This is a genomic window from Microbacterium esteraromaticum (assembly GCF_900163815.1).
Taxonomy (GTDB): Bacteria; Actinomycetota; Actinomycetes; order Actinomycetales; family Microbacteriaceae; genus Microbacterium; species Microbacterium esteraromaticum_B.
Genome location: NZ_FUKO01000006.1, coordinates 40576 through 64721 on the forward strand (window position 1 = coordinate 40576; position 24146 = coordinate 64721).

Sequence of the window (24146 nt, forward strand, 5' to 3'; positions counted from 1 at the left end):
ATCTATTCTGCCACGGATGGGGCCTGCGCACCAAAATGCGGCGGCGTTGGAAACTCAGTCCCCGGAGCGGCTTTCCTCGATGATGATCACTCCGGGCGCTTGTCGCGGGTCGGCTGTCGCATCGGCCCGCGGGATCGATGACCACGTGATCGTCTCGCGCAAGCGCGCGCCGCTGCCCCGCGCCTCGCTCCAGAGCTGCGAGAGCTGCAGCCAGAACAGGCCGATCGCGACGATGATCGCGGCCGTCAGCAACCACGGGAACGCCCCATCGAGGAAGCATCCCACCGAGATCGTGAGTGCGTGCCACAGCGCGAAGCCGCCGACGTCCCACCAGGAAACCGCGCGTTCTGCGCGCACAGACGGGCGCGACCGGGTGAGCAGAGTCAGCACCAGTTGCCCGACGAATACCGCGGGGACGGCCATCAGCAGCACCCACAGCAGCCCCCAACCGCTCTGGCCGAAGATCGCCCAGCCGGCGATCATCCACAGAGGCAGAACAAAGGCTGCCGGCAGAAGCCAGCGGAAAAATGCCTGTCGCAACCACATATCTCGATCGTACGTCGCAGACATTCGTCGTAGGCCTGCTGTTCGCTGTGAGCATCCGGACAGCAGGAATCGGAGAGAATGGATGCTGACGAGAGGATCTTCCCCATGATCGAACTGCGCACACCCGCCGAGATCCACGAGATGCGTGCCGCCGGCCGCTTCGTCGCCGAGACCCTGGCAACGCTGCGTGACGAGACGAAGGTGGGTACGAACCTGCTGTCGATCGACGCCCGCGCGCATGACCTGATTCGCAAGGCCGGCGCGGAATCCTGCTACATCGACTACGCGCCCTCCTTCGGCAACGGCCCCTTCGGCAAGGTCATCTGCACGTCGATCAACGATGCCGTGCTGCACGGACTCCCCCACGACTACGTCCTTCGCGACGGCGACCTGGTGTCGCTCGACTTCGCCGTTTCCGTTGACGGCTGGGTCTCCGACTCCGCCCTCTCCTTTGTGGTCGGCTCCGCTCGGGAAGAGGACCTGCGTCTGATCGACACCACCGAGCGCGCGCTGGAAGCAGCGATCGCCGCCGCTGTGATCGGCAACCGGATCGGTGATATCTCCGCATCGATCGCCGCCGTCTCTCATGGTGAGGGCTATTCGATCAACACCGACTTCGGTGGCCATGGCGTCGGTCGCATCATGCACGGTGATCCGCACATCCCCAACGACGGCCGCGCCGGACGAGGCTTCCCCCTGCGTGAGGGTCTGGTCTTCGCGCTTGAGCCGTGGCTGCTGGCGACGACCGATGAGCTCAGGACCGATGCAGACGGGTGGACGCTGCGAAGCGCCGACGGCTCGCGCGGTTCGCACTCGGAGCACACCGTCGCAGTCACCGCGGATGGTCCGATCATCCTCACCGACCGGTCATTCCTCGGCGTCGACTAAACGTTCGCCGGCTCACCCAGGTGCGGCGGCTCCCGGCATCCGTTCACGGAGAACAGGAGATTTGTCGAGGTCAGGACGTTTGCCGCCGATACTGTCCTGTTCTGGCCGAATGTCCTGTTCTCGAGTCCTGGCGCGGGTCAGTCAACAGCGCGATAGACGAACACGTCAGTGATCTGCGGAAGGTCGAATTCGTCGCGGCCTGCCGTAGCCGCATCGGTGTCGAGAATGTGCTCGACCTCCGCCACCATGCGGGCACGATCGGTATCGGATGCCGCGATGAACGTGCTCACGGTGAGCCAGCGGGCGATGTAGTCGGCCCGGGTGATGCACTCCCGCCACGGAATCTCCTGGTGGACCGGCTCGCTGAATCCGGGAAGCAGCTCCTGCGCGGCGTTCGACACCGGCATCTCATCGCTCAGCCAGGGGTGGGCGACGCGCGCGCAGGCGCGATCCCAGGTGCAGCCCGGGTCGGCACGGTTCCAGAGCAGCCCGAGCGTTCCACCGGAGACGAGGACGCGCCGAATCTCGGTGCACGCAGGTTCACGGTCGAACCAGTGGAACGCCTGCGCGACCGTCACGACATCGACCGTGGCATCCGCCAACGGAATGCGCTCAGCCGTGCCGACATGCGTCTCGACCACGGTCATCTTCGTCTGCAGCACGGCGAGCATCTGCTCGGAGGGCTCCACGGCGATCAGTCGCCCGGCTCGTCCCACCAGCCGTTCGGTGAACTTGCCTGTTCCTGCCCCGAGGTCGAGGACCGCCCCGACTGGTCTCGGCACGATCAGATCGGCGGCGGCATCCGGGAATCCGGGCCGGAACCTGTCGTAGTCCTCGCCAGCATTGAGGAAAGACTCCGCCAGCGTTTCATCGACCATGCGTCCACGCTACCGGGCGGACGCCCGGCAGCGTGCCAGCGACCGGCATCCGCTCACCGGCAACAGGAGATTCGCCGAGAACAGGATGTTCTCGTTGGAATCGTCCTGTTTTCGCCGGATCTCCTGGTCTCGATCAGGCCGAGAACCGCTGGCGTCAGCCGAGCAGGTCGGGGCGCCGAGCGCGGGTGCGTTCGAGCTGCTGCTCGTGGCGCCATTTGGCGATAGCACCGTGGTTTCCGCTCAGCAGGATCGGTGGCACCTCGCGCTCGCGCCAGAGCGCGGGCTTGGTGTACGACGGATACTCGAGAAGCCCATCCTCATGCGATTCTTCGACCAGGCTCTCGGGGTTGCCCACGACGCCGGGAATCAGACGCCCGATCGCCTCGACCATCGCCATCACAGCGACTTCTCCCCCATTGAGCACGTAGTCGCCCAGGCTGATCAGACGCACCTCTCCGAGCGAGGCCGCGTACTCGAAGACCCGTTCGTCGATGCCTTCGTAACGTCCGCAGCCAAAGATCAGATGCTCTTCTGCGGCGAGGTCGCGCGCCGTCTTCTGCGTGAAGACCTCGCCGGCGGGCGAGGGAAAGATGATGGTGGGAACAGCGGATGCTGCGCCAGCATCCGACTCCTTTGCCAGCTGGTCGAGCGCAAGGCCCCACGGTTCCGGCTTCATGACCATTCCCGCGCCCCCGCCGTACGGGGTGTCATCGACAGTGCGGTGCCGGTCGTGCGTCCAGTCCCGAAGATCGTGGACGCTGAGTTCGAGGATGCCGGTCTCCCGTGCCCGGCCGAGCAGGGAGAGCGCCAGCCCGTCGAAGTACGACGGGAAGATCGAGACGACATCAAGGCGCATGAGCTGAGCCGCAGATCACTCGGATGCTGCGGTGGGGCCACCGGCTGAGGCATCCGCCACCGGCAGCTCTTCGAACAGGCCAGCGGGTGGGGTGACCATGATGCGGCCGGCCGCGATATCGACGGTAGGGACGATCGCGGCGACGAACGGCACCATGACCTCGCTCGTCTCGGTCTTCACGATCAGAAGGTCCTGTGCCGGCAGATGCTCGACGCGCAGCACCTGACCGACCACGACATCGTCACGCACGACATCGAGGCCCACGAGCTGATGCGCGTACCACGCATCGTCCTCGGCTTCGCTGTCTTCGTCCATCCACAGGATGGCGCGTACGAGAGTCTCGGCGGCAGAACGGTCATCGACGCCTTCGAGGAAGATGACGGAGTTGCCGTTCATGACGCGGTACTCGCGCACCTTCACGGTCTTGCCGTGCCAGGACGATGCCTCCGGCACCTGCAGAGTGAACTCCGCGCCGGGAGTGAAGCGGCGTTCGGGTGCGTCGGTGTACAGCTCAAGCTTGAACGCGCCTTTGAGGCCGTGAGCCTTGAGCAGGCGGCCGACGCGAAGCTGGTTCTTCTCGGCGGCCACGTCAGCCATCCGCGACATCGACGCGGACACGACGTCCGTCGGCGAGGGCGGAGATGAGGGTGCGCAGCGCCTTGGCGGTGCGACCGCCGCGCCCGATCACACGACCACGATCATCCGGGTGCACATGCACCTCGAGAAGGTCGCCACGGGGCGACGCAGATGCGGTGATGCGGACATCATCCGGGTGATCGACGATCCCCTTGACGATGTGCTCGAGCGCGGCGGAAAGCACAGCGGATTACTCTGCGTCGGCGGCGGGAGCCTCAGCGGCCTCCGCGTCGGCAGCGGCCGGAGCCTCCTCAGCGGGAGTCTCCTTCTTCTCGACCTTGGGCTTGACGACGGACTTCTTGGCCGCGTCGATCTCAAAGGGAGCCTTGGGCTCTGCGACCTGGACGGTGGACTTCGCGTTCTTGTCGCCCTTGAACTTGCCCCAGTCGCCGGTGAGCTTGAGCAGAGCGGCGACCTGCTCGGTCGGCTGCGCGCCGACGGAGAGCCAGTACTGCGCGCGCTCGGAGTCGACCTCAATGAACGAGGGCTGCTCGGTCGGGTGGTACTTGCCGATCTCTTCGATCACGCGACCATCGCGCTTGGTCTTCGAGTCGGCGACGACGATGCGGTAGTAGGGCGCACGGATCTTGCCGAAGCGCTTGAGACGGATCTTAACAGCCACGATTCTCCTGAATGTGTGGAAAGGAAGATGAACGACGCCTGGAGCGTGGGGTGCACACCCGGCGCAAGCTCTGAGGGGGACGGATGCTGGATAGAGGGTCGAGCAGCCGTCCGACCCTCTATTCTGCCAGATCTCGACGCGGTCCGCGAAACGAGCAGAACGAACGGATGCCGCAGTGCCATCCTGCGTGTCAGACTGTGCGCGTGCCCGTCGAATTCGCCTCCTCAGCCCGCTCGACGATCGGGTTGGAATGGGAGGTCATGCTCGCCGATCCCCTTACCGGCGATCTGGTCGCACGCGCGCCTGAGCTGCTGGCCTCGCTGGAGGCGCAGAGCGCACCGGAGCGCCACACGGTCACCGGTGAGCTGCTGACGAACACGATCGAGGTCACCAGCGGAATCGGGGTCACCGTCGCGGATGCCGTCGCGGATATCGCCGCAGCGATAGCATCCGTTCGTCGCTCGACCGATCCGGCCGGTATCGAGCTGCTGTCGGCGGGAAGCCACCCGTTTGCACGGTGGTTCGATCAGTGCGTGACAGACAAGAGCCGCTACCACCAGCTCATCGAGCGCACCCAGTGGTGGGGGCGCAACATGATGATCTGGGGTATTCACGTGCATGTGGGAGTGGACGACCGAGACAAACTAGTGCCGATCATCGGCGCGCTATCGGCGTTTCTTCCTCATCTGCAGGCACTCTCGGCGTCAAGTCCCTACTGGGCCGGAGAGCGCACTGGCTACGCATCCAACCGTGCGCTGGTGTTCCAGCAGCTACCGACGGCGGGTCTCCCCTGGCCGATCACCACCTGGGCCGAGTTCGAGAGCTACCTCGATGACATGCAGCGTACGGGCGTGCTCGCGGATGCATCGGAAGTGCGCTGGGACATCCGGCCAGCACCGCGCTGGGGCACGATCGAGGTGCGTGCGTGCGATGGGATGTCGACGCTGACCGAACTCGCCTCGGTGGCGGCGCTCACGCAGGTGCTGGTCGAGTCGTTCTCGAGGCAGCTCGACGAGGGGCTCACCTTGCCAACGATGCCGCCGTGGTTCCACCGTGAGAACAAATGGCGCACGGCGCGCTACGGACTCGATGCGCGCATCATCGTGGACGCTGCCGGCTCGCAAGCGCCCGTGCGCGAGCATATCGCCGCCGTCGTCGAGGATCTGATGCCTGTCGCAGGCGAGCTTTCGTGCGACAGTGAGCTCGCAGGGGTGCGGACGATCCTCAATGAGGGCGCGAGCTACTCCCGCCAGCTGGGTGCTGCAGCCGCGACCGACGGCGATCTGCGTGCAGTGGTGCAGCACCTCATCCGCGAGTCCCGCGCCGGCCCGGAGGGCTCGGTCTCCGGCTGATCACGCCCTTCAGCCGTCTTCGGCGAGAAGCCGCGCGAGTGTCTCGTCGAGCACGACGTCGGTGATGATGCCCGCGGCTATCGCCGCACGTAGCGAGCCGAGCTTCGCAGCACCCGAGACCACGCACACACGTCTCGGCACGCGGCGCAGTCGGTCAAGTCCCGGACCGGTCGAGCGGCCGTTCAGACGGATGTCGCGCCAGGTGCCGTCCGCCCGGAAGAAGACGGTGGCCACGTCGCCGATGGCACCGTCTTCGCGCAGCATCCGATAGTCGTCGCGGTTGAGGTATCCGCCGACGTAGACGCGGCTGGGCACTTCGGACTGCGGGGATCCCAGGCCGAAGACGGCGATGTCCATTCTCGACTGGAACGCCAGCACACGGCGGGTGCTGCGCTCTTTCCACATCGCATCACGCGTATCGGGGTTGTCGAAGAACGCCGGCACCGGGAACTGCTCCACCTCGGCGCCGAAAGCCTGGCCGAAGCGCTGCAGGATGTCGCTGGAGTACTCCAAGCCGCTGGTCTGCGTGTTCCCCGCGCCGTTGAGCTGAACGAAACTCGTGTTGTGCACTTCTTTCTGCACCAGTGACCGACTGACCATGCTGATCGTCGAGCCCCACGCCACGCCGACGACCATGTTCGATTCGATGAACTGCGAGAGAAGCCGGCCTGCAGTCAGAGCCACCCGCTCCAGGCGCTCGACGTCGTTCACAATGCCCGACATCGGAACGATGTGCGCATTCACGCGGAAGCGCTCACGCAGCTGTTCCTCGATGCGACCCACACGCTCGAAGGGCGAGTTGATGCGGATGTCGACCAAGCCGCTCTCCCGCGCGGATGCGAGTAGTCGGGACACCGACGACCTCGATGTGGAGAGCTCCCGGGCGATGGCATCCATCGTCATGTCCTGCAGGTAGTACAGCTTCGCCGCCGTGAGCGCGGCGACCGTTTTCGCATCGTGACGGGGTTCGTCAATGGGCATCATCCGCACCTCCTTTCCCAGGATTGCACATCCGTGCAGCGTGCTTGCGCGATTCTGCCACCGGCTTGATGCTTGGTGAAGGGAGAAAGAGGGATCATGGTCGATATGACGCGAAATTCACAGCGAGGCGACGAGCTGGCCGCCGTCCGCACTGCCGGAAGCACGACGGTGCTGATCATCGGTGCCGGCATCAACGGGATCTCGCTGTTCCGCGATCTCGCGCTGCAGGGTGTGGATGCTGTCATCGTCGACCGTGGCGATTTCGCCGGCGGTGCATCGTCAGCATCCAGCCACATGATCCATGGCGGCATCCGCTACCTCGAGAACGGCGAGTTCCGCCTCGTGCGCGAGTCGGTGAAGGAGCGCAACGGACTGCTGCGCATCGCGCCCCATTACGTCAAGCCGCTCGAGACGACCATCCCGATCTATTCGACGTTCTCCGGCATCCTCGCCGCTCCCCTGCGCTTTCTCACCCACGGCAGCGACAAGCCGCAAGAGCGCGGCGCCGTGCTGATCAAGCTTGGCCTGATGATCTACGACCTGTTCTCCCGCGATGGTGGCAGCGTCCCGCGGCATCGGTTCTTCGGACGCCGGCATTCACTCGAAGAGCTGCCCGCTCTCGACCCGAAGATCAAGTACACCGCCACCTACTACGACGCCTCGATGCACGACCCCGAGCGCCTTGCGCTCGACGTGCTGCAGGACGGCCGTGCCGCCAACCCGCGCTCGCATGCCCTGAACTATGTCGAGGCAGTCGGGCAGCGCGGTGAAGACGTGGTGCTGCGCGATCTCGAATCCGCTGAGGAGTTCTCGATCCGCGCAGACGTCGTCGTCAACACCTCGGGGCCGTGGACCGACCTCACCAATGACGTCCTCGGCACCGCGACCCGCTTTATGGGAGGCACGAAAGGCTCGCACATCGTGCTCGACCACCCCGAGCTGCTGGCGGCGACGCAGGGGCGGGAGATCTTCTTCGAGCACTCTGACGGGCGCATCGTGCTCATCTATCCGCTGAAGGGTCGTGTTCTCGTCGGCACCACGGATATCGAGGCAGATCCTCGCCAGCCCGCGCGGTGCACAGAAGAAGAGGTGGACTACTTCTTCGAGCTCATCAACCACGTCTTCCCCACGATCGACCTCGACCGTCAGCAGATCGTGTACCGGTTCTCCGGCATCCGCCCATTGCCGCGCCATGAGGACACTGCTCCCGGGTTCGTATCCCGCGACTACCGGATCGAACGCGACGAAGGCACGGCTGTGCCGACGCTGAGTCTCGTCGGCGGCAAGTGGACGACATTCCGCGCACTCGGCGAGACGCTGGCCGACCGCGTGCTCGACCTGCTCGGACGCACCCGTTCCGTCTCGACCGTGGGTCTCCCAATCGGGGGCGGGCTGGGCTTCCCGCGCACGGTGCGAGCTCGCTCGGCGTGGAAGCAGACGTACCTCTCCGGCGCCGATGCCGCACGCGGCGACCAGTTGCTGGCGCGCTATGGGACACGCGCTGCGGAGGTGTGGGCGCACATCGAGCAGGAAGACGATCGATCGCTGGCTGGCGGTGCGGTCTCGACGCGCGAGCTGGAATGGATGGTCGAGCACGAACTGGTGGTGCGCCTCATCGATGTCGTGCTGCGCCGCACCAGCATCGCCTTCGTCGGTGACGTCACCGGTGAGGTCCTCGAGGAGCTTGCGGATGCCCTGGCACCTCTGCTCGGATGGAGCGACAGCCGCAGGGATGCCGAGATCGAGGCCACCGTACAGATCTTGAACGACGCGCACGGGCTCGCGATCGAAGTGCCCGCCCGCCGCTGAGCCGTGAATACGCGCGTCGCCGATGACACGCAGAAAGAGGCCGCCATGGCTGAGTACATCCTGTCGATCGATCAGGGAACCACGTCCAGTCGGGCGATCATCTTCGATCACGGCGGCGGCATCATTGCCACCGGGCAGAAGGAGCACGAGCAGATCCTGCCGAAGGCGGGGTGGGTCGAGCACGATGCCACTGAGATCTGGCTCAATGTGCAGGAGGTCATCGGCCTCGCTTTGTCACGTGCACACCTCACGAGGCATGACATCGCTGCAGTCGGTATCACGAACCAGCGCGAGACGACAGTCGTCTGGGATCGTCACACCGGCGAGCCGGTCTGCAACGCCATCGTATGGCAGGACACGCGCACGCAGGAGATCGTTGACCGCCTGGCAGCCGACGGCGGTGTCGACCGGTTCAAGCCGATCGTCGGGCTTCCGCTCGCCACGTACTTCTCGGGCACGAAACTCACGTGGATTCTGGAGAACATCGAGGGTGCGCGCGGGCGGGCGGATGCTGGTGACCTGCTCTTCGGCACGACCGACTGCTGGGTGCTGTGGAATCTCACCGGCGGCGCGGAAGGTGGTGTGCACGTCACCGATGTCACCAATGCATCGCGCACGATGTTCATGGATCTGGAAACGCTGGAATGGCGCGACGACATTCTGGAAGCGTTCGGCGTGCCGCGCTCGATGATGCCGGAGATCCGATCCTCATCCGAGGTGTATGGAACGGCCGAGACGTCTTCGCTCCTGCGCGAGACCCCGATCGCGGGGATCCTCGGTGACCAGCAGGCAGCAACCTTCGGGCAGGCCGCATTCCAGAGCGGCGAGAGCAAAAACACGTACGGCACCGGCTGTTTTCTGATCTTCAACACCGGTGAAGAGATCGTGCACTCCAAGAATGGCCTGCTCACCACGGTCGGGTACAAGCTGGGCGACGCACCCACGCACTATGCGCTGGAAGGCTCGATCGCCGTCGCGGGATCGCTGATCCAGTGGCTGCGCGATCAGCTGGGTCTGATCTCGTCCGCCCCTGAGGTCGAAGAGCTCGCCGACAAGGTCGATGACAACGGCGGCGTCTATATCGTTCCGGCATTCTCGGGCCTGTTCACGCCCTACTGGCGTCCGGACGCACGCGGTGCGATCGTCGGACTGACCAGGTTCGCAAATCGCAATCACATCGCGCGGGCGGCGTTGGAGGCCGTCGCGTTTCAGACCCGAGATGTGCTGGATGCGGTGAATGCGGATGCTGATTTCGAGCTCACTGAGCTGAAGGTCGATGGAGGCATGGTCGCGAACGACGCGCTGATGCAGTTCCAGGCCGACATCCTCGGCGTGCCCGTTGTGCGTCCCGTCGTGACGGAGACGACGGCTCTCGGCGCCGCGTATGCGGCGGGGCTCGCGGTGGGCTTCTGGAGCGGCTTGGACGATCTGTCTGCCAACTGGCAGGAGGATCACCGCTGGGAGCCGACGATGGTTTCCGACGAGCGCGATCGTCAGCTGCGGCTCTGGCGCAAGGCCGTGACGAAGTCCATGGACTGGGTCGACGACGACGTGCGCTGAGGGCTGCGACCACGACGCCGCAACCCGGCTCTGCACGTATGTGCACTTAGGCGCAGAATCGCCCACTCAGCATTCATTCAGCCAATAGTCTCCCCATGGGCGAGCGAGTATCCGACCGCGCGGGCCCGAAACCCTTTCACTGAGGAGAGAACGATGATTCAACGACGAGCGCGAAGAAACGGCTTCTGGCTGGCACTTTCGCTCCTTCTTTGCCTGATCTCGGCAGTCGGCGCGAGCGTGGTGCAGACCCACGCCGGAGCGGTCGCTGTGAAGGACATGCAGTGGGAGACGTCATCCGGCCGGATGCTGAATGCCCTCCTTTTCGTTCCGGAGACGGCCAGCGCTGACAACCGCGCACCCGCCGTGGTCGTGAGCCACGGCTGGTGGAACAACCGGGAGATGCAGGATGCCAACTATGTCGAACTCGCGCGGCGCGGTTTCGTCGTGCTGTCGATCGACATGTACGGTCATGGCAACTCCGATCCACTGCCCGCGGACGAACTCGAGGTGGGCGGCACCGGGATGTACGACGGTGTGAAGCTCATTGCGGATCTGCCGTATGTGGACTCCACGCGAATCGGCGTCACAGGGCACTCGAACGGCGCCCGTGCCGCGAACTTCTCGATCGCGCTGGACGACGCGGCAGACGAGCAGCTGATCTCGTCAGTATTCCTCGTCGACAACGAGGCGATGTACCGGGACGCCGAAGGCGCGTACGCCAACCTCTACGGCACGCGCGACGTGGGCCTCGTCGCGGATCAGTACGACGAGTTCTTCTTCCGCAGCTACAGCCCAGAGGGCGTTCCGTTGACGGCGCCACGAGACTTCTCCACGACTGACAACGCGCAGTCGTTCTTGAACTTCGGAGCCGATCCGGCCAGCGGCGAGATGCGCGAGGTCGACACGGTCTACACCGACACGATCGACGGTGAGGATGCCATCCGGATCCTGCATACCCCGCCGCAGACGCACCCGTGGGGCACCATCTCCAAGTACACGGTCGCCGACCTCGTCGACTTTTTCGATATGACGCTGGATGCCCCCCACGCGATGGACGGTACCGCTCAGGTATGGCAGATCAAGGAGGCCTTCACGGCTCTCGGTCTGCTGGGCTTCGGCATGTTCCTGGTCCCGTTCACTCGTGCGCTCTTGGGCACCCGAGCTTTCGCGGGGCTGCGGGCCGAAACGATCGCGCCTGCACTTCCGGCAACGCGCTCCGGTCACTACTGGTTCTGGGGCGGACTCGTCGTTTCGGCGATCATCTCGGCATGGTCGTACGTCTGGCTCAGTCAGCAGACCTGGTTGGCGGCGTTGACACACAATGCCGTACCGAACCCCATCCCGACCGGCTCCGTATTCTTCATCGGGGTATGGGCTGCTTTCAACGGCATTATCGCGATCATAATCATGCTGGCGTCGTACTACCTCTTCGGCAAGAAGAGCGGCGTGCGACTGCGCGACCTGGGAATATTCCCAGGCTGGTTCAAGCTTCTCCAGAGCGTTGCGCTGGCACTCGTCGTTACCGCCGCCGCATTCGGGCTGGTGTTCTTGGCCGACTACTTCTTCAAGACGGATTTCCGGCTCTGGGTCATCGCACTCAAATGGTTCCCTCAGGACAAGATCTGGTACGCGTTCTTCGTGCTTCCGCTGTTCCTGATCTACTTCGTCGCGAACTCCGTCGCGATCAACGTGTTCAACCGCGTGACGATCGGTGGTCGTGAATGGGTGAACACGGCGGTGCTCGCGCTGTTCAACTCCTTGGGACCCATCGTGCTCGTGCTGGCGCAGTACATCACCTTCGCCGTTTCCGGTGAGCTGATCCCCGGCTTCGGCGGGATCTACAGCATCTGGTTGATCCCGGTGATCGTGATCCTCGCGGTCAGCGCGGTGATCTCGAGGAAGATCTACCGGGCGACGAACAACCCGTATATCGCAGGAGTGCTGAACGCAGCGGTTGTTGTGCTGATGTCGGCATCCAACTCCCTGGTCGTCACTTACTGACCAGCGGATATACACGAAGCGCCCCGGAATCCTCCGGGGCGCTTCGTGCATGTTCAGCCCTTGCCGAACAGCTTCTGAATCTCAGCCATATCGGTTTCGGACGGTGCGGCCTGCCCGCCAAGCCCGAAGCCGGAACCCGTCGGGTTGGCGTTATCGGTCGCGACACCCGAGTTCTCGGCTGCCCGCTTCGCGGGGTTTCCGGAACGAGAGCCACTCTTGCTCTTCGCGCCCTTCTTCCCGCGCTTCGAGGACGCGCCGGGCCGCCCCATGCCGGGCACGGGCCCCATGCCGGGGATATTGGGGGTGCCGCCGCGAGCGACGGTCTTCATCATCTTCGCGGCCTGATCGAATCGCTGCACAAGCTGGTTGACGTCGGTGACGGTCATACCGGAGCCCTTCGCGATGCGCATGCGGCGCGAGCCGTTGAGCACCTTGGGGTTCCGTCGCTCGCCAGGCGTCATCGAGCGGATGATGGCCTCAGTGCGGTCGATCTCGCGCTCGTCGAAGTCATCGAGCTGCTGCTTCATCTGGCCCATGCCCGGGAGCATCCCGAGCATCTTCTTCATCGAGCCCATCTTCTTCATCTGCTGAAGCTGGTCGAGGAAGTCCTCCAGGGTGAAGGCCTCGTTCGCCAACTTCTCGGCGACCTTCATCGCCTCTTCCTCATCGAAGGCCTGCTGCGCCTGCTCGATCAGGGTGAGGACGTCACCGAGGTCGAGGATGCGACTCGCCATGCGGTCGGGGTAGAACGGCTCGAGGTCCTCGAGGTTCTCTCCCGTCGACGCGAAGATGATCGGACGGCCGGTGACCGATGCCACCGACAGTGCAGCACCACCGCGTGCATCGCCATCGAGCTTCGACAGCACGACACCGGTGAAGTCGACGCCTTCCTGGAAGGCCTTGGCCGTGTTGACGGCATCCTGACCGATCATCGCGTCGATGACGAACAGGACTTCATCCGGCTCGGTCGCCTTGCGGATGTCGGAGGCCTGCTTCATCAGCTCGGCATCCACACCCAGACGGCCGGCGGTGTCGATGATGACGACATCGTGCTGGTGACGGCGGGCGTGCTCGACGCCGGCCTTTGACACCTTCACCGGGTCGCCTACGCCATTGCCGGGCTCGGGCGCGAAGATCGTGGCGCCCGCGCGCTCAGCCACAACCTGCAGCTGATTCACGGCATTCGGACGCTGCAGGTCGGCGGCGACGAGCAGAGGCGTGTGGCCCTCGCCCTCGAGCTGCTTGGCGAGCTTGCCGGCAAAGGTCGTCTTACCCGAGCCCTGCAGGCCCGCAAGCATGATGACGGTGGGCGGCGTCTTTGCGAACGCCAGCCGCCGCTGCTCGCCACCGAGGATCGCCACGAGCTCCTCGTTGACGATCTGCACCACCTGCTGCGCCGGGTTCAGCGCCTTGCTGACCTCGTCGCCGAGGGCGCGCTCGCGCACCTTCGCGGTGAATTCCTTGACGACGACGAGCGCGACGTCAGCATCCAGCAGGGCGCGACGGATCTCGCGGACAGTGCCGTCGACATCAGCAGGGGTCAGCTTGCCCTTCGTGCGCAGGTTGCGGAAGGTCTCGGTGAGCCGATCAGAAAGCGTGCCAAAAGTAGCCATGGTGCTTTTGATTCTACGCGAGCGACCGGTAGATCATCATCTCCGGGTGTCAGCCCCAGGGCAGATCATGGATGCTGCGCAGCGCCGCATCGAACTGATGCTCCAGTGACGCCTGTCCGGCACCCTGTTCAGCCCACACCCGCAAGGACGAAAGCAGTGCGGTCGCCAGCGCCGCACCGAGGATGTCGGCCCGGATCGCGCCGATTCCGGAATTGCGGGCGACCGATGCCACAGCCGAGGCGATCCGCGCGTGACGCAGCCCCGTGTCCGCCAGCAGCTCTGCTTCGAGCCCCATCGCGCGTGCGTTTCGCAGAGCGAGCGTGAGCGGGTCGGGCGCGAGACCGTGCACGATCGGTTCGAGCGCAGCGCGAACCGCGGGCCCATCAGCATCGGCTCCCAGCGATGCCAACGCCGCCAGTGCGGTGTCGATTCGAGCGTCGAGCCCCGACCAGAGCACGTCGCTCTTCGAAGAGAAGTAGTTGAAGAAGCTGGAGCGGCTGACCCCCGCGCGGCGGGTGATATCGATGATCGAGGTGGCCTCGTACCCCTGTTCCAGAAACAGTTCGCAGGCGGCCTCCGCGAGAGTCTCCCGTGACGATGCCCGGGGCCTCCCTGCGCGCGGCTCGTTTTCCATATGACTCAGCGTAGCCGGGTGGCCAATCAGCCAGAATCAGGCGTAGGGTATTGCTCGATCGACATTCTTAGACACCGTCTAACAATAGAAAGCGACCCATGCTCGACATCCAGATCTCCGGACTCGCCCCGGACTATGTTCCTTACTCGGACGGATGGGAACTGCAGCGCAGCATCCACCACGATGTCGTCTCCGGCGCGCGACCCGACACGCTGCTGCTGCTCGAGCACGAAGCCGTGTACACCGCTGGCAAGCGCACGGAGCCGCAGGACCGACCGCAGGACGGCACAGCTGTGATCGATGTTGATCGCGGCGGGAAGATCACCTGGCACGGCCCCGGGCAATTGGTCGGATATCCGATCGTGCGCTTGCCTGAGCCGATGGATGTCGTCGCCCACGTGCGCCGCCTCGAGCGGCTTCTGATTGACGTGCTGCAGCCACTGGGTGTGAATGGCTACCAGGTCGAGGGGCGCAGCGGAGTCTGGGTGCGTCGACCACTGGGTGAAGACAAGGTCGCGGCGATCGGCGTGCGTGTGCAGCAGGGTGTGACGATGCACGGCTTCGCCATCAACTGCGATAACAGTCTGGCGGGTTTCTGCGGCATCATTCCGTGTGGCATCACAGACGCGGGCGTCACCACCATCAGCGAGATCGTCGGCGCCGAAGTCACCCCGAGCGATATCGTGCAGCCGGTCGCTGCGGCCTTCGCCGCTGAATATGCGACGGAGGTGGCCGCATGAGCGCCGCACACCCCGATGGACGCAAGCTGCTGCGACTGGAGATCCGCAACGCGGAGACGCCGATCGAGCGCAAGCCAGAGTGGATCCGCACCAAGGCGAAGATGGGCCCGGAGTATCAGGCGCTGCATTCCCTGGTGAAGGAGGAAGGGCTGCACACGGTGTGCCAGGAGGCCGGGTGCCCGAACATCTTCGAGTGCTGGGAAGACCGTGAGGCGACCTTCCTCATCGGCGGCTCGCAGTGCACGCGTCGTTGCGACTTCTGCCAGATCGATACCGGAAAGCCGGCCGACTACGACACCGACGAACCGCGGCGGGTCGCCGAGAGCGTCACGCGCATGGACCTGCGCTATGCCACGGTCACCAGCGTCGCACGCGACGACCTGCCCGATACCGGCGCTTGGCTCAATGCCGAAACGGTGCGACAGATCCACGCGCAGAATCCGAATACCGGAGTCGAACTGCTGGCGAACGATCACGGCGGCAATCCGGACTACCTCGGGCAGATCTTCGATGCACGCCCCGAGGTGTTTGCGCACAATGTCGAGACCGTTCCGCGCATCTTCCGGCGCATCCGGCCGGCTTTCACCTATGAGCGGTCGCTGAACGTCATCACGCAGGGACATGAAGCCGGACTCATCACGAAATCGAACCTCATTCTCGGAATGGGCGAAGAGCCCGCAGAAGTGATCGAAGCGCTTCAGCATCTGCGCGAAGCCGGATGCGACATCATCACGATCACGCAGTACTTGCGCCCGTCGCCGCGCCATCTTCCGGTTGCGCGCTGGGTGACGCCCGCAGAGTTCGTCGAGTTCAAAGAGGAGGCCGAGCGCATCGGGTTCCTCGGCGTGCTCGCGGGCCCCCTCGTGCGCTCGTCTTACCGCGCGGGCCGTCTGTGGGCGCAGTCGATGATGTCGAAGGGACGGGAGATCCCGCCCCACCTCGCGCACATCGCGGAAGGCGTCGAGCTCGGCTTCGCTCAGGCCGTGTGACTCTCAGATAAGACGAAGGGTCTGCGTCAGTCGGCGCTCATGACGGAGAGCACCGAGCCGTCGGACCCCAGGTTCACCAGCAGCACATCGTCAGTAGCATCCGCATCGAGTGCGTACTCGAGCACGGCGAACGGCTCGGAGCCGCCGTGCTCGTCGGCCAGGATCGTCAAGCTCATGAACCGCAGCGAGCGGATGATATCGACGGCGACATCGCCGCTGACATCGACGAGCACCTCTTCGAGCTCTTCACCGTAGGCCTGCTGCTGCTGCAGGATGTATTCGGTCACCTCGCTGGTGCGATCGTCCACCTCGGTGAGCATCGCGCCGCGTACATTCGCATCGACGTTCTCGATGCCGGTGATCATCGCCGCGGCCACGTCGAGTGCGGCCTGTGAGATGTCGTCCTGATCGGGAGCCGTCAGATCCACCGTCACGGACTGGTCGCCGCACTCCACGCGCTCGGTCCAGAAGATGGCTCCGTCAGGGCCGGAGGAAAGGACTCCGAAGTAGTCGTGTTCGATCGCCATGTCGTTATGAAACCAGCCTCTCTGCACCCACGCTAGCCCTATGCTCCGACGAGCGCCGAGACGAACACATGCGGCGTGAAACCGGTCAGATCGTCGATGCCCTCACCCTGACCGAGGAGTTTGACCGGGATCCCTGTGCGCTCCTGCACGGCCAGCACGAAACCGCCCTTTGCCGAGCCATCGAGCTTCGTGATCACGAGTCCAGTGACGCCGGCGTGCTGCAGGAACGCTTCGGCCTGCATGACGCCGTTCTGCCCTGTCGTGGCGTCGAGCACGAGCAGCACCTCGCTGATCGGGGCCTGCTTCTCGATCACGCGGCGGACTTTGGTGAGCTCATCCATCAGGCCGCTCTTGGTGTGCAGCCGGCCTGCGGTGTCGATGATCGCGATCTCGATGCCATGCTGCTTCGCATAGTCCACGGTTTGGAATGCGACGGATGCCGGGTCCTGCCCTTCCTGCTGGGGGCGCACGATCGCCGCTCCTCCGCGCTGGGCCCACGTGGCGAGCTGCTCGACGGCCGCGGCACGGAAGGTGTCGGCTGCACCGACGACGACGCTGCGTTCGAAGCCGCGGAGGAACTTGGTGAACTTGCCGATCGTCGTGGTCTTGCCGACGCCGTTCACACCGACGACCAGCACAACGGCGGGTCGCTCGGTGAGTTTGAGAGTGGTGTCGAACTTGGCGAAGCGCTCCTCGAGCGTCTCGCGCAGCATCCGCTGCAGGTCGCGCGGGTCTGTGGTGCGGTAGCGATCGACCTTCTCGCGGAGCTCGTCGATCAGCTGCTCGGCGATATCGGGACCGAAGTCCGCCGTGATGAGCGCCGTCTCCAGGTCCTCCCATGTCGTCTCATCGATGGTGGGCTTGACGAACATGCCGCGCAGAGAGCGACCGAGAGACCAGGACTTTTCCGCCATGCCTCCAGCCTACGATCTTCCGCAGGCTCGCCGCCCCCGTGACGCCGTGAGCTTTCGGCCCACCCCCCAAACAGGCGAGAATGCTGCGGTCAGGATGCTGCGGCGCCGACGCGCTGGCCGACCACTGCGGAGACACCGTCCTGGCGCATGGACACGCCGTAGAGGGCATCGGCGATCTCCATCGTGCGCTTCTGGTGGGTGATGATCAGCAGCTGCGAGTTCTCCCGGAGCTGCTCGAAAACCGTCAGAAGACGCCCGAGGTTCGCGTCGTCGAGAGCGGCTTCCACCTCGTCGAGGATGTAGAAGGGGCTGGGTCGCGCCTTGAAGATCGCCACCAGCAGCGCGACTGCCGCCAGCGACCGCTCACCGCCCGACAGCAGCGAGAGCCGTTCGATCTTCTTGCCCACCGGACGCACCGCTACTTCGATGCCCGTGGCCAGCATGTCATCGGGATTTGTCAGCGAGATGCTGCCAGCCCCACCGGGGAATAGCAGCGGGAAGACCTCGGTGAAAGCCTGCTTGGTGTCTTCGAAAGCCGCGGCGAAGATGGTCTGCATCCGCTCGTCGAGTTCAGCGATGATCGTCAGCAGATCCTGGCGGGTCTTCGTCAGATCAGCGAGTTGCTCGGTGAGGAAGGCGTGGCGTTGCTCGAGAGCCGCGAATTCCTCGAGTGCGAGCGGATTCACGCGTCCGAGCTGTCCGAGTTTGCGTTCCGCATCCTTCAGTCGGCGCTCTTGGATGCGCCGATCGAATGGAATCGCCGCATCCTCATGCTCCTCGTCAGCTCCAGGGTCGCGAGGAACCAACTGATCCGGCCCATATTCTGCAACGAGAATATCTTCGTCGAGGGCGAGTTCTGACGCGACCCGCTCCAGCAGGCTGTTCAGGTGCAGCTTCTTCTCGTGGATCTGCAGCTCGAGCCCGTGCACGCTCTCGGTGAGCCCCGCCAGACGTTCACGCAGCGACCCCTCCTGTGCGCGCAGCGCCGTGAGCTCTTCGTTGTGGGCCGAGCGCTCGGACTCCGCCGCGGCCAGCGCCATCCGAGACTCCGTGACAGATCTGTCGATCGAGTCGAGCACGCGTGGCAGTTCTTCGGCGACGGCGGATGCCGCAGCGCGCTGCCCCCGACGGATCACCGCGCGTCGCGCGGCCTCTGCAGCAGCATCCCGTTCCTGATCGCGTTGACGTTCAAGGGCGACTACCCGCGCTTGGGCGGCTCGCACGCGCTCCCGCAGCGTCTCGATCTCCAAGCGCGCGCGCACCTCGCCCTCGCGCGCTGTCTCAAGGGTCTCCAGCAGCCCATCGCGCGCAGATGCGTCAAGCACCGGGCGGGGTTCTGATTCCAGCGATTCCAGCTCGCTTTTCGCTCTCGTCGCTGCCGATTCCGCATCGGTCACCGCACCCTGCGCCTGCGCGAGTCCAGATTCCAACCGCTCGCATTCTGCGGTGGCCGCTTCGTGCTGGACGGTGACCCGGTTGACCTGCTCGGTATGAGTCGCCAGAGCCGCATCGTGTTCGCGCAGCGCCCGCAGCGTGTCCTTCGAGAGCCGCCGTGCGGTCTCGACCCGCTCGGTGGCATCGGCACGCGCCGCGTGCAGCCGTTCGACAGTCACCCGCACCTCTGCAAGTCGCTCGGTGGCCGCATCGCGCTCGGCGGCGAGCTCCAGCCGCGAAGTCTCCCCCGAGCCTGCACGCATCGTGTGAGCGGTGACCACTTCGCCATCCTTCGTGACGATCGTCGTCAGCGAGTCTCCGACGGCATCGAGCAACGTCCGGGCCGCGCGGGCGGCTGCGAGATCGTCTGCGATCAACACGTGGGCCAGGATCGCCCGCACGCCCTTCGGCGCGTCGATCACCTCGACGGCAGCCACCGTGTCGGCGAGCTCGGCAGGCGCGGCCCCGACGGTGATGCTTCCGTCAGCGACGACGTAATCGACAGTGCCCCGCGACCCTTCTGCGACCAGGGTGAACGCGGTTTCGGCATCGTCGACCAGCACACCCTCGGCCAGAGGCCCCAGCACGGCGGCGATCGCTGCTTCGTATCCGGAGCGGACCTGAACCGAGTCTCCGACGAGACCGCGCACGCCGGGTGCACCAGCTGCAACGATCTCCGCCGCGCCGCCCGACATCGCGAGCGCGCTGGTGAGGGCAGCAGCCTTCGCCGTCAAGGAGTCGGCCTCGCGCTCGGTTTCGTGCAGATTCTCGCGCAGTGCATCGCGGTCTGCTTCCGCCGCGGTGACTTCTTTCTGCGCCTCTTCGTAGGCGGCAGCGTATTCGGCGGCGGAGCCCTGCGGCGCCTCGGCATCCGCTATCGCCTCCAGCGCGTCGGCCGCTTCCCGGCGACGAGTGTGCGCGGCTCCCAGCGCCTGCTCCTGCCGCAGCACCGCACCACGCACGGCGGCGAGAGCGGATGCTGCCGCATCAGCCGTTCCCCGCAGCGCGGAAACCCGCATGTCGTACTCGGAGACGAGCGCGCTCTGCTCAGCGATATCCACGTCGAGCGTGTCGAGCTCTGCACGCGCGAGGACGACCTCACGACTCGCTGCAGCAGCGGCATCCTGCGCGTCGCCGAGACCTTCCGAGATCCTCGTGATCTCGTCTTTGGCTTCGTCGATCGTGTCCTGGGTCACGGTGATCGCCGTCGTCGTCTCGTCATCATCGCTGCCGAGCAGCGCGAGGCGCTGATTGGCGAGCGTGAAGAGGCCCCGCATCCGCTCCTGCGTCTGCTCCAGCCCGAATGCGATGCGCCTGGCTTCGTCGACGGCCGCCGAATTCTGCTGCTGCTCGAGACGCTGGATGCCGATGCGCACCGCATCCGACTGCTCCGACAGCACGAGTCGCTCGGTGTGGCGCTCGTGCTCGGTGCGCGTGTGATCGGCCAGCGCTGTGCGCAAGGAAACGACGTCGTCGGCGAAGATGCGGGCCTTCGCGTCGCGCACGACGGCGGCAATCGTCTGCGCCTCGCGGGCGATCTCCGCCTGCCGGCCGAGCGGCTTCAACTGGCGTCTGATCTCTCCGGCCAAGTCGCTCAAGCGCGTGAGGTTGGTCTCCATCGCATCGAGCTTGCGCACGGTCTTCTCTTTGCGGCGACGGTGCTTCAGGATTCCCGCTGCCTCTTCGATGAAGCCGCGGCGATCCTCCGGCGAGGCCTGCAGGACCGTATCGAGACGTCCCTGCCCGACGATCACGTGCATCTCGCGCCCGAGCCCGGAGTCGCTCAGCAGCTCCTGCACATCGAGCAGCCGACAACTGGAGCCGTTGATCGCATACTCGCTCGATCCGCTCCGGAACAGTGTTCGACTGATGGTGACTTCGGCGTATTCGATCGGCAGGGCGCCATCGCTGTTGTCGATCGTCAGCTGCACCTCGGCACGACCGAGCGGACCGCGGGTGGACGTGCCCGCGAAGATGACGTCCTCCATCTTGCCGCCGCGGAGGGTCTTGGCTCCCTGCTCGCCCATCACCCATGCGAGAGCGTCGACGACATTGGACTTGCCGGATCCGTTGGGTCCGACGATGCAGGTGACCCCCGGCTCGAAGACGAACGAGGTCGGCTGAGCGAATGACTTGAAGCCCTTGAGCGTCAGGCTCTTCAGATGCATGCAGGCGCCTTCGCGGTCAAGTGAATCACGCCCATACGCTACCGGAATCCCAGGCGACACGCCGGATCCCGCGCGGCGGTCTCGCAGGTTGCCGGTGTCACGACACGCCGACAGGCACACCACATGCTTGACGAGATGTCGTCCGTGGGACTAGCGTGACTTCTCGTTCACAAGAGAGGAGGTCACCGATGATGATCACGAAGCTCGATGCCCGGTTCTGCACCGCGTCGCTCGTGCCAGCGCGCACTGCCGCCGTCTCGGTGGCCTTCGCCAGCGTTCTCGGTTAGAACCGCTCCGGCAGCCTCCCGTCATCTGACGCTACGCGTCTGATCGATGACCGCGTCGCCCACTCTGTGGGCCGCCGCTCTCCGGCCCGCTTCGTCGGGCCCTCTCCTGTGTCGGGTTCGCCCATTTTTCGGGTCTCACCCGGCCCTTCTCCGGAACATGTGCCGTCGCGCTCTCGTGCGACGAGCGCCGCATCCGTGCATCTTCAGAAAGCACACATCGTGAGCATGCTCCTGCTGACCGACGAACGTCAGCACACGTCCAGTCATCCACCGGATACCGATGGCCGCGAGGTCTTCAGCATCCCCGATCGCGAACGGCAGCAGCAGCTTCCGCTCGCCGACCGTCTTCGCCTCAACATCGCGCTCTGGCTGCTCGGGCAGCACACCGTTGAAGGCGGCGCACCATCAGCGCCCGAACTGTGCGACCCGCAGCGGCGCGCAATCGACGAACGCACCGCTATGACGATCCTCAGCTACGGGATCCAGAGGAGGCTCCTATGAGAAGCAACGGGATGACGATCCCGCTTGTGGCCGGCGCGACGCTGCGTCTGCTTGAGCTACCTGCTCGGGCAGACGCAGCGCCCAGTCCGCTCATCCGCGCATACACCGCTGTTCGCAATGCGTCCCTTGCTGAGGAGACCGGGCGCACCGACGATGCAGTCACTGCCGAGACGATGCTGCCGCTGCTGTACAGCGATGCCGACGTCGCCCGCACTCAGTGGTACATCGAGCGGGGCGGCGAAGTGATCGGCTGCGTTCCGCTGAACGTCTATCAGGATGACGACGCGGCGACGGCCATGGGCACCATCGCCTTGTTGCGAAAGCATTGGGGCCAGGGCATCGGCACCGCAGCCCTATCGCACGTCGAACACTTCGCTCGAGACAAGGGTCTACGCAAACTGCTCTGCTGGAACGAGCATCACGAGCAGGGTGCCGTCGGAACAGTCCCCTCACCGACGGGGTTCGGTACTGTGCCGAACGACCACACCGCTCGCTTCCTGCAACGCCACGGCTTTACTCTCGAGCAGATCGAGCGGGCCAGCACCCTCGTGTGGGATCCCACGACGCGTAGACGGCTGCAGGACTTGCACGCGGATGCCGTGGCGCACGCGACCGACTATCGCATCGTGCAGTGGATGCTGCCGACCCCGGAAGAATTCATCGACGGCTACGCATGGCTGAAGTCGCGCATGTCCACGGACGTCCCGGATGCAGAACTGGGCATGCCGATCGAGACGTGGGATGCCGACCGCGTGCGCCGTCATGACGCGCGCTATGCGGGCAAGGGCGAAACGGTGCAGGTGACCGCTGCGGAGCACATCGCCACCGGCGAGTTGTGCGCATTCAACGAGCTCGTCATCGACCAGCATCCGACGTCCAAGACCGATCAGCGTGACACGCTCGTGCTCTCGGGACATCGGGGGCACCGGCTCGGAATGCTGCTGAAGACCGCCGGGCTGCTCTCCTGGCGAGAACAGCATCCCGATTCGCCGCACGTGATGACCTACAACGCGGAAGAGAATCGGCCGATGCTTTCCATCAATGAAGCCATCGGCTTCGCACCGATCGCCTATGAAGGCGCCTGGAAGAAGGTCCTGAGATGATCACGATCACACCGATGATCGTTCCGGCGCACGCTGACGCAGCGGATTCCACAGAGTTTCGGGCGATGGTCGCGCTCGGAAATCAGGCGGCCGAGCTGGATGCAGGCATCAGCGACCTCAGCGACACCGCCGAGGAGATGCTGCCGGTCTGGCTCGATCAATCCGATCGCATCCGTCGCGGCTTCATCGCTCGGTGTGATGGTGAGATCGTGGGGGCAGCTTCGATCAGCACCGCCACAGAACAGGGCACGACGACCGCGGAGATCGAACTCGTGTTCCTGCCGCCACACGGAGAGGACGGGGTCGGGTCCGCGCTCGTGGAGCGTCTCGAGCAGGAAGCTCGAGTCCTCAGGCGCAGCGTCCTGCAGACGTGGACGCTGCATCCGGCCGCGCATCATGAGCGGATGCTGACACCGGCGACCGGCTGGGGATCTGTCGCCACGACCGCGTTGAGCGATCTGCTCGACGCGCACGGGTATCGGCTGGAGCAGGTCGAACGCAACAGCATCCTCCCGCTGGACGGCGCGGTTCACGACGCCGAGCAGCGACTTGCCGAAGCGATTGCCTTCGCGGGACCCGACTATCGAGTCGTGGCGTGGACACTGCCCACACCGCCGGAGCTTCGCGCCGGGTACGGAAGCATGATCGCCCGGATGGCCACCGATGTTCCCAGCGGCGACCTGGAGAACGCCGCCGAGACCTGGGACGAAGACCGCGTCGCGCGAAGGGATGCGACCTTCGCCGCGGGCGGGCAGACGATGTCCGTCACTGCGGTCATGCACGAGCCCTCCGGCGCGATGGTCGCCTTCAACGAGCTCAACATCAGCGCGGATCTCTGCGGTGTCACCCACCAGTGGGGCACGCTCGTCGTGAAAGAGCACCGTGGCCGGCGTCTGGGCACCATCGTGAAGTGCGCGAACATCCTGCGCTGGCGCTCTGTCGCACCGCGCTCCCCCAAGATCTCCACCTTTAACGCAGAGGAGAATCGGCCGATGCTCGACATCAACGAGGCGATCGGCTTCGTGCCCGCTTCTTACGCGGGCGCGTGGCAGAAACGGCTGACCTGAAAGCAGCGTCTGCGAACCGGTGTTATCCACAGCCGATGAC

The 24146-nt window shown here is 65.0% G+C and carries 22 protein-coding genes; 10 read left to right on the forward strand and 12 right to left on the reverse strand.

Annotated elements, in window-relative coordinates; translation table 11 throughout:
* Positions 1-54: 54 nt before the first annotated feature.
* Entirely contained in the window at positions 55-546 is a 492-nt protein-coding gene (locus FM104_RS01625; RefSeq protein ID WP_179206630.1) for an MFS transporter permease, read from the reverse strand.
* 105 nt (positions 547-651) lie between these two features.
* Here FM104_RS01625 and map point away from each other — a divergent pair, with 105 nt between their 5' ends.
* Positions 652-1434: a type I methionyl aminopeptidase gene (map, locus tag FM104_RS01630; RefSeq protein ID WP_087129763.1), complete on the forward strand. Its 783-nt coding sequence runs from the start codon at positions 652-654 to the stop codon at positions 1432-1434.
* Positions 1435-1571: 137 nt separating this feature from the next.
* On the opposite strand, the gene FM104_RS01635 is transcribed toward map, so the two are convergent.
* From FM104_RS01635 to rpsP, 5 genes are all read right to left on the reverse strand, one after another.
* Positions 1572-2312 (reverse strand): class I SAM-dependent methyltransferase, encoded by a 741-nt coding sequence (locus FM104_RS01635; RefSeq protein ID WP_087129715.1) that lies wholly within the window; start codon positions 2310-2312, stop codon positions 1572-1574.
* Positions 2313-2466: 154 nt separating this feature from the next.
* Positions 2467-3168 carry a tRNA (guanosine(37)-N1)-methyltransferase TrmD gene (gene trmD / locus FM104_RS01640; protein WP_087129716.1) on the reverse strand — a complete coding sequence of 234 codons (702 nt, stop codon included), beginning with the start codon at positions 3166-3168 and terminating at the stop codon, positions 2467-2469.
* A gap of 15 nt (positions 3169-3183) precedes the next feature.
* Complete coding sequence (gene rimM, locus FM104_RS01645) at positions 3184-3765, reverse strand: ribosome maturation factor RimM (protein ID WP_087129717.1); 582 nt, start codon at positions 3763-3765, stop codon at positions 3184-3186.
* Positions 3758-3988, reverse strand: a complete 231-nt coding sequence (locus tag FM104_RS01650; protein WP_087129718.1) for an RNA-binding protein — start codon at positions 3986-3988, stop codon at positions 3758-3760. The genes rimM and FM104_RS01650 overlap by 8 nt, the downstream gene beginning before the upstream one ends.
* A gap of 6 nt (positions 3989-3994) precedes the next feature.
* Positions 3995-4426: a 30S ribosomal protein S16 gene (gene rpsP, locus FM104_RS01655; protein WP_087129719.1), complete on the reverse strand. Its 432-nt coding sequence runs from the start codon at positions 4424-4426 to the stop codon at positions 3995-3997.
* 203 nt (positions 4427-4629) lie between these two features.
* Here rpsP and FM104_RS01660 point away from each other — a divergent pair, with 203 nt between their 5' ends.
* A complete protein-coding gene (locus FM104_RS01660; protein ID WP_087129764.1) occupies positions 4630-5778 on the forward strand; it encodes a glutamate--cysteine ligase in 1149 nt (382 codons plus the stop codon).
* Positions 5779-5787: 9 nt separating this feature from the next.
* On the opposite strand, the gene FM104_RS01665 is transcribed toward FM104_RS01660, so the two are convergent.
* Positions 5788-6762, reverse strand: coding sequence for a sugar-binding transcriptional regulator (locus FM104_RS01665; protein ID WP_087129720.1), 975 nt, complete (start codon positions 6760-6762; stop codon positions 5788-5790).
* Between the two features lie 102 nt (positions 6763-6864).
* Here FM104_RS01665 and FM104_RS01670 point away from each other — a divergent pair, with 102 nt between their 5' ends.
* From FM104_RS01670 to FM104_RS01680, 3 genes are all read left to right on the forward strand, one after another.
* Positions 6865-8568, forward strand: a complete 1704-nt coding sequence (locus FM104_RS01670) for a glycerol-3-phosphate dehydrogenase/oxidase (RefSeq protein WP_373407826.1) — start codon at positions 6865-6867, stop codon at positions 8566-8568.
* A 45-nt stretch (positions 8569-8613) separates the two neighbouring features.
* Complete coding sequence (gene glpK / locus FM104_RS01675; protein WP_087129765.1) at positions 8614-10128, forward strand: glycerol kinase GlpK; 1515 nt, start codon at positions 8614-8616, stop codon at positions 10126-10128.
* Between the two features lie 153 nt (positions 10129-10281).
* Entirely contained in the window at positions 10282-12129 is a 1848-nt protein-coding gene (locus tag FM104_RS01680; RefSeq protein WP_087129722.1) for an alpha/beta hydrolase family protein, read from the forward strand.
* A 53-nt stretch (positions 12130-12182) separates the two neighbouring features.
* On the opposite strand, the gene ffh is transcribed toward FM104_RS01680, so the two are convergent.
* Both ffh and FM104_RS01690 read right to left on the reverse strand, forming a co-directional pair.
* Positions 12183-13742, reverse strand: coding sequence for a signal recognition particle protein (gene ffh, locus FM104_RS01685; protein WP_087129723.1), 1560 nt, complete (start codon positions 13740-13742; stop codon positions 12183-12185).
* 49 nt (positions 13743-13791) lie between these two features.
* Positions 13792-14376, reverse strand: coding sequence for a TetR/AcrR family transcriptional regulator (locus tag FM104_RS01690; RefSeq protein ID WP_087129724.1), 585 nt, complete (start codon positions 14374-14376; stop codon positions 13792-13794).
* A 98-nt stretch (positions 14377-14474) separates the two neighbouring features.
* Here FM104_RS01690 and lipB point away from each other — a divergent pair, with 98 nt between their 5' ends.
* Together lipB and lipA are read left to right on the forward strand one after the other, a co-directional pair.
* Positions 14475-15116 carry a lipoyl(octanoyl) transferase LipB gene (gene lipB / locus FM104_RS01695; protein ID WP_087129725.1) on the forward strand — a complete coding sequence of 214 codons (642 nt, stop codon included), beginning with the start codon at positions 14475-14477 and terminating at the stop codon, positions 15114-15116.
* Positions 15113-16105, forward strand: a complete 993-nt coding sequence (lipA, locus tag FM104_RS01700) for a lipoyl synthase (RefSeq protein ID WP_087129726.1) — start codon at positions 15113-15115, stop codon at positions 16103-16105. Before lipB ends, lipA begins: the two co-directional genes overlap by 4 nt.
* A gap of 26 nt (positions 16106-16131) precedes the next feature.
* Here the strand turns inward: lipA and FM104_RS01705 are convergent, their stop codons facing one another.
* The 3 genes from FM104_RS01705 to smc all read right to left on the reverse strand — a co-directional run bounded on the left by FM104_RS01705 (position 16132) and on the right by smc (position 21148).
* Positions 16132-16632 (reverse strand): DUF2004 domain-containing protein, encoded by a 501-nt coding sequence (locus FM104_RS01705; protein ID WP_087129727.1) that lies wholly within the window; start codon positions 16630-16632, stop codon positions 16132-16134.
* Positions 16633-16670: 38 nt separating this feature from the next.
* A complete protein-coding gene (ftsY, locus tag FM104_RS01710) occupies positions 16671-17546 on the reverse strand; it encodes a signal recognition particle-docking protein FtsY (RefSeq protein WP_087129728.1) in 876 nt (291 codons plus the stop codon).
* A gap of 89 nt (positions 17547-17635) precedes the next feature.
* A complete protein-coding gene (gene smc, locus FM104_RS01715) occupies positions 17636-21148 on the reverse strand; it encodes a chromosome segregation protein SMC (RefSeq protein WP_087129729.1) in 3513 nt (1170 codons plus the stop codon).
* Between the two features lie 506 nt (positions 21149-21654).
* Between smc and FM104_RS01720 the strand changes: the two genes are divergently transcribed.
* From FM104_RS01720 to FM104_RS01730, 3 genes are read left to right on the forward strand one after another with little or no spacing between them, the layout of a single operon-like run.
* Positions 21655-21936 carry a hypothetical protein gene (locus tag FM104_RS01720; RefSeq protein ID WP_143738227.1) on the forward strand — a complete coding sequence of 94 codons (282 nt, stop codon included), beginning with the start codon at positions 21655-21657 and terminating at the stop codon, positions 21934-21936.
* Positions 21933-23039, forward strand: a complete 1107-nt coding sequence (locus tag FM104_RS01725) for a GNAT family N-acetyltransferase (protein WP_256971468.1) — start codon at positions 21933-21935, stop codon at positions 23037-23039. Before FM104_RS01720 ends, FM104_RS01725 begins: the two co-directional genes overlap by 4 nt.
* Positions 23036-24106 (forward strand): GNAT family N-acetyltransferase, encoded by a 1071-nt coding sequence (locus tag FM104_RS01730; protein ID WP_087129732.1) that lies wholly within the window; start codon positions 23036-23038, stop codon positions 24104-24106. Before FM104_RS01725 ends, FM104_RS01730 begins: the two co-directional genes overlap by 4 nt.
* The last annotated feature ends 40 nt before the right edge of the window (positions 24107-24146 follow it).

Coding starts and splice junctions, on each gene's coding strand:
- FM104_RS01625 (WP_179206630.1), bottom strand. CDS start 546: ATGTGGTTGCGACAGGCATTTTTCCGCTGGCTTCTGCCGGCAGCCTTT.
- map (WP_087129763.1), top strand. CDS start 652: ATGATCGAACTGCGCACACCCGCCGAGATCCACGAGATGCGTGCCGCC.
- FM104_RS01635 (WP_087129715.1), bottom strand. CDS start 2,312: ATGGTCGATGAAACGCTGGCGGAGTCTTTCCTCAATGCTGGCGAGGAC.
- trmD (WP_087129716.1), bottom strand. CDS start 3,168: ATGCGCCTTGATGTCGTCTCGATCTTCCCGTCGTACTTCGACGGGCTG.
- rimM (WP_087129717.1), bottom strand. CDS start 3,765: ATGGCTGACGTGGCCGCCGAGAAGAACCAGCTTCGCGTCGGCCGCCTG.
- FM104_RS01665 (WP_087129720.1), bottom strand. CDS start 6,762: ATGATGCCCATTGACGAACCCCGTCACGATGCGAAAACGGTCGCCGCG.
- FM104_RS01670 (WP_373407826.1), top strand. CDS start 6,865: ATGACGCGAAATTCACAGCGAGGCGACGAGCTGGCCGCCGTCCGCACT.
- glpK (WP_087129765.1), top strand. CDS start 8,614: ATGGCTGAGTACATCCTGTCGATCGATCAGGGAACCACGTCCAGTCGG.
- FM104_RS01680 (WP_087129722.1), top strand. CDS start 10,282: ATGATTCAACGACGAGCGCGAAGAAACGGCTTCTGGCTGGCACTTTCG.
- ffh (WP_087129723.1), bottom strand. CDS start 13,742: ATGGCTACTTTTGGCACGCTTTCTGATCGGCTCACCGAGACCTTCCGC.
- FM104_RS01690 (WP_087129724.1), bottom strand. CDS start 14,376: ATGGAAAACGAGCCGCGCGCAGGGAGGCCCCGGGCATCGTCACGGGAG.
- lipB (WP_087129725.1), top strand. CDS start 14,475: ATGCTCGACATCCAGATCTCCGGACTCGCCCCGGACTATGTTCCTTAC.
- lipA (WP_087129726.1), top strand. CDS start 15,113: ATGAGCGCCGCACACCCCGATGGACGCAAGCTGCTGCGACTGGAGATC.
- FM104_RS01705 (WP_087129727.1), bottom strand. CDS start 16,632: ATGGCGATCGAACACGACTACTTCGGAGTCCTTTCCTCCGGCCCTGAC.
- ftsY (WP_087129728.1), bottom strand. CDS start 17,546: ATGGCGGAAAAGTCCTGGTCTCTCGGTCGCTCTCTGCGCGGCATGTTC.
- smc (WP_087129729.1), bottom strand. CDS start 21,148: ATGCATCTGAAGAGCCTGACGCTCAAGGGCTTCAAGTCATTCGCTCAG.
- FM104_RS01725 (WP_256971468.1), top strand. CDS start 21,933: ATGAGAAGCAACGGGATGACGATCCCGCTTGTGGCCGGCGCGACGCTG.
- FM104_RS01730 (WP_087129732.1), top strand. CDS start 23,036: ATGATCACGATCACACCGATGATCGTTCCGGCGCACGCTGACGCAGCG.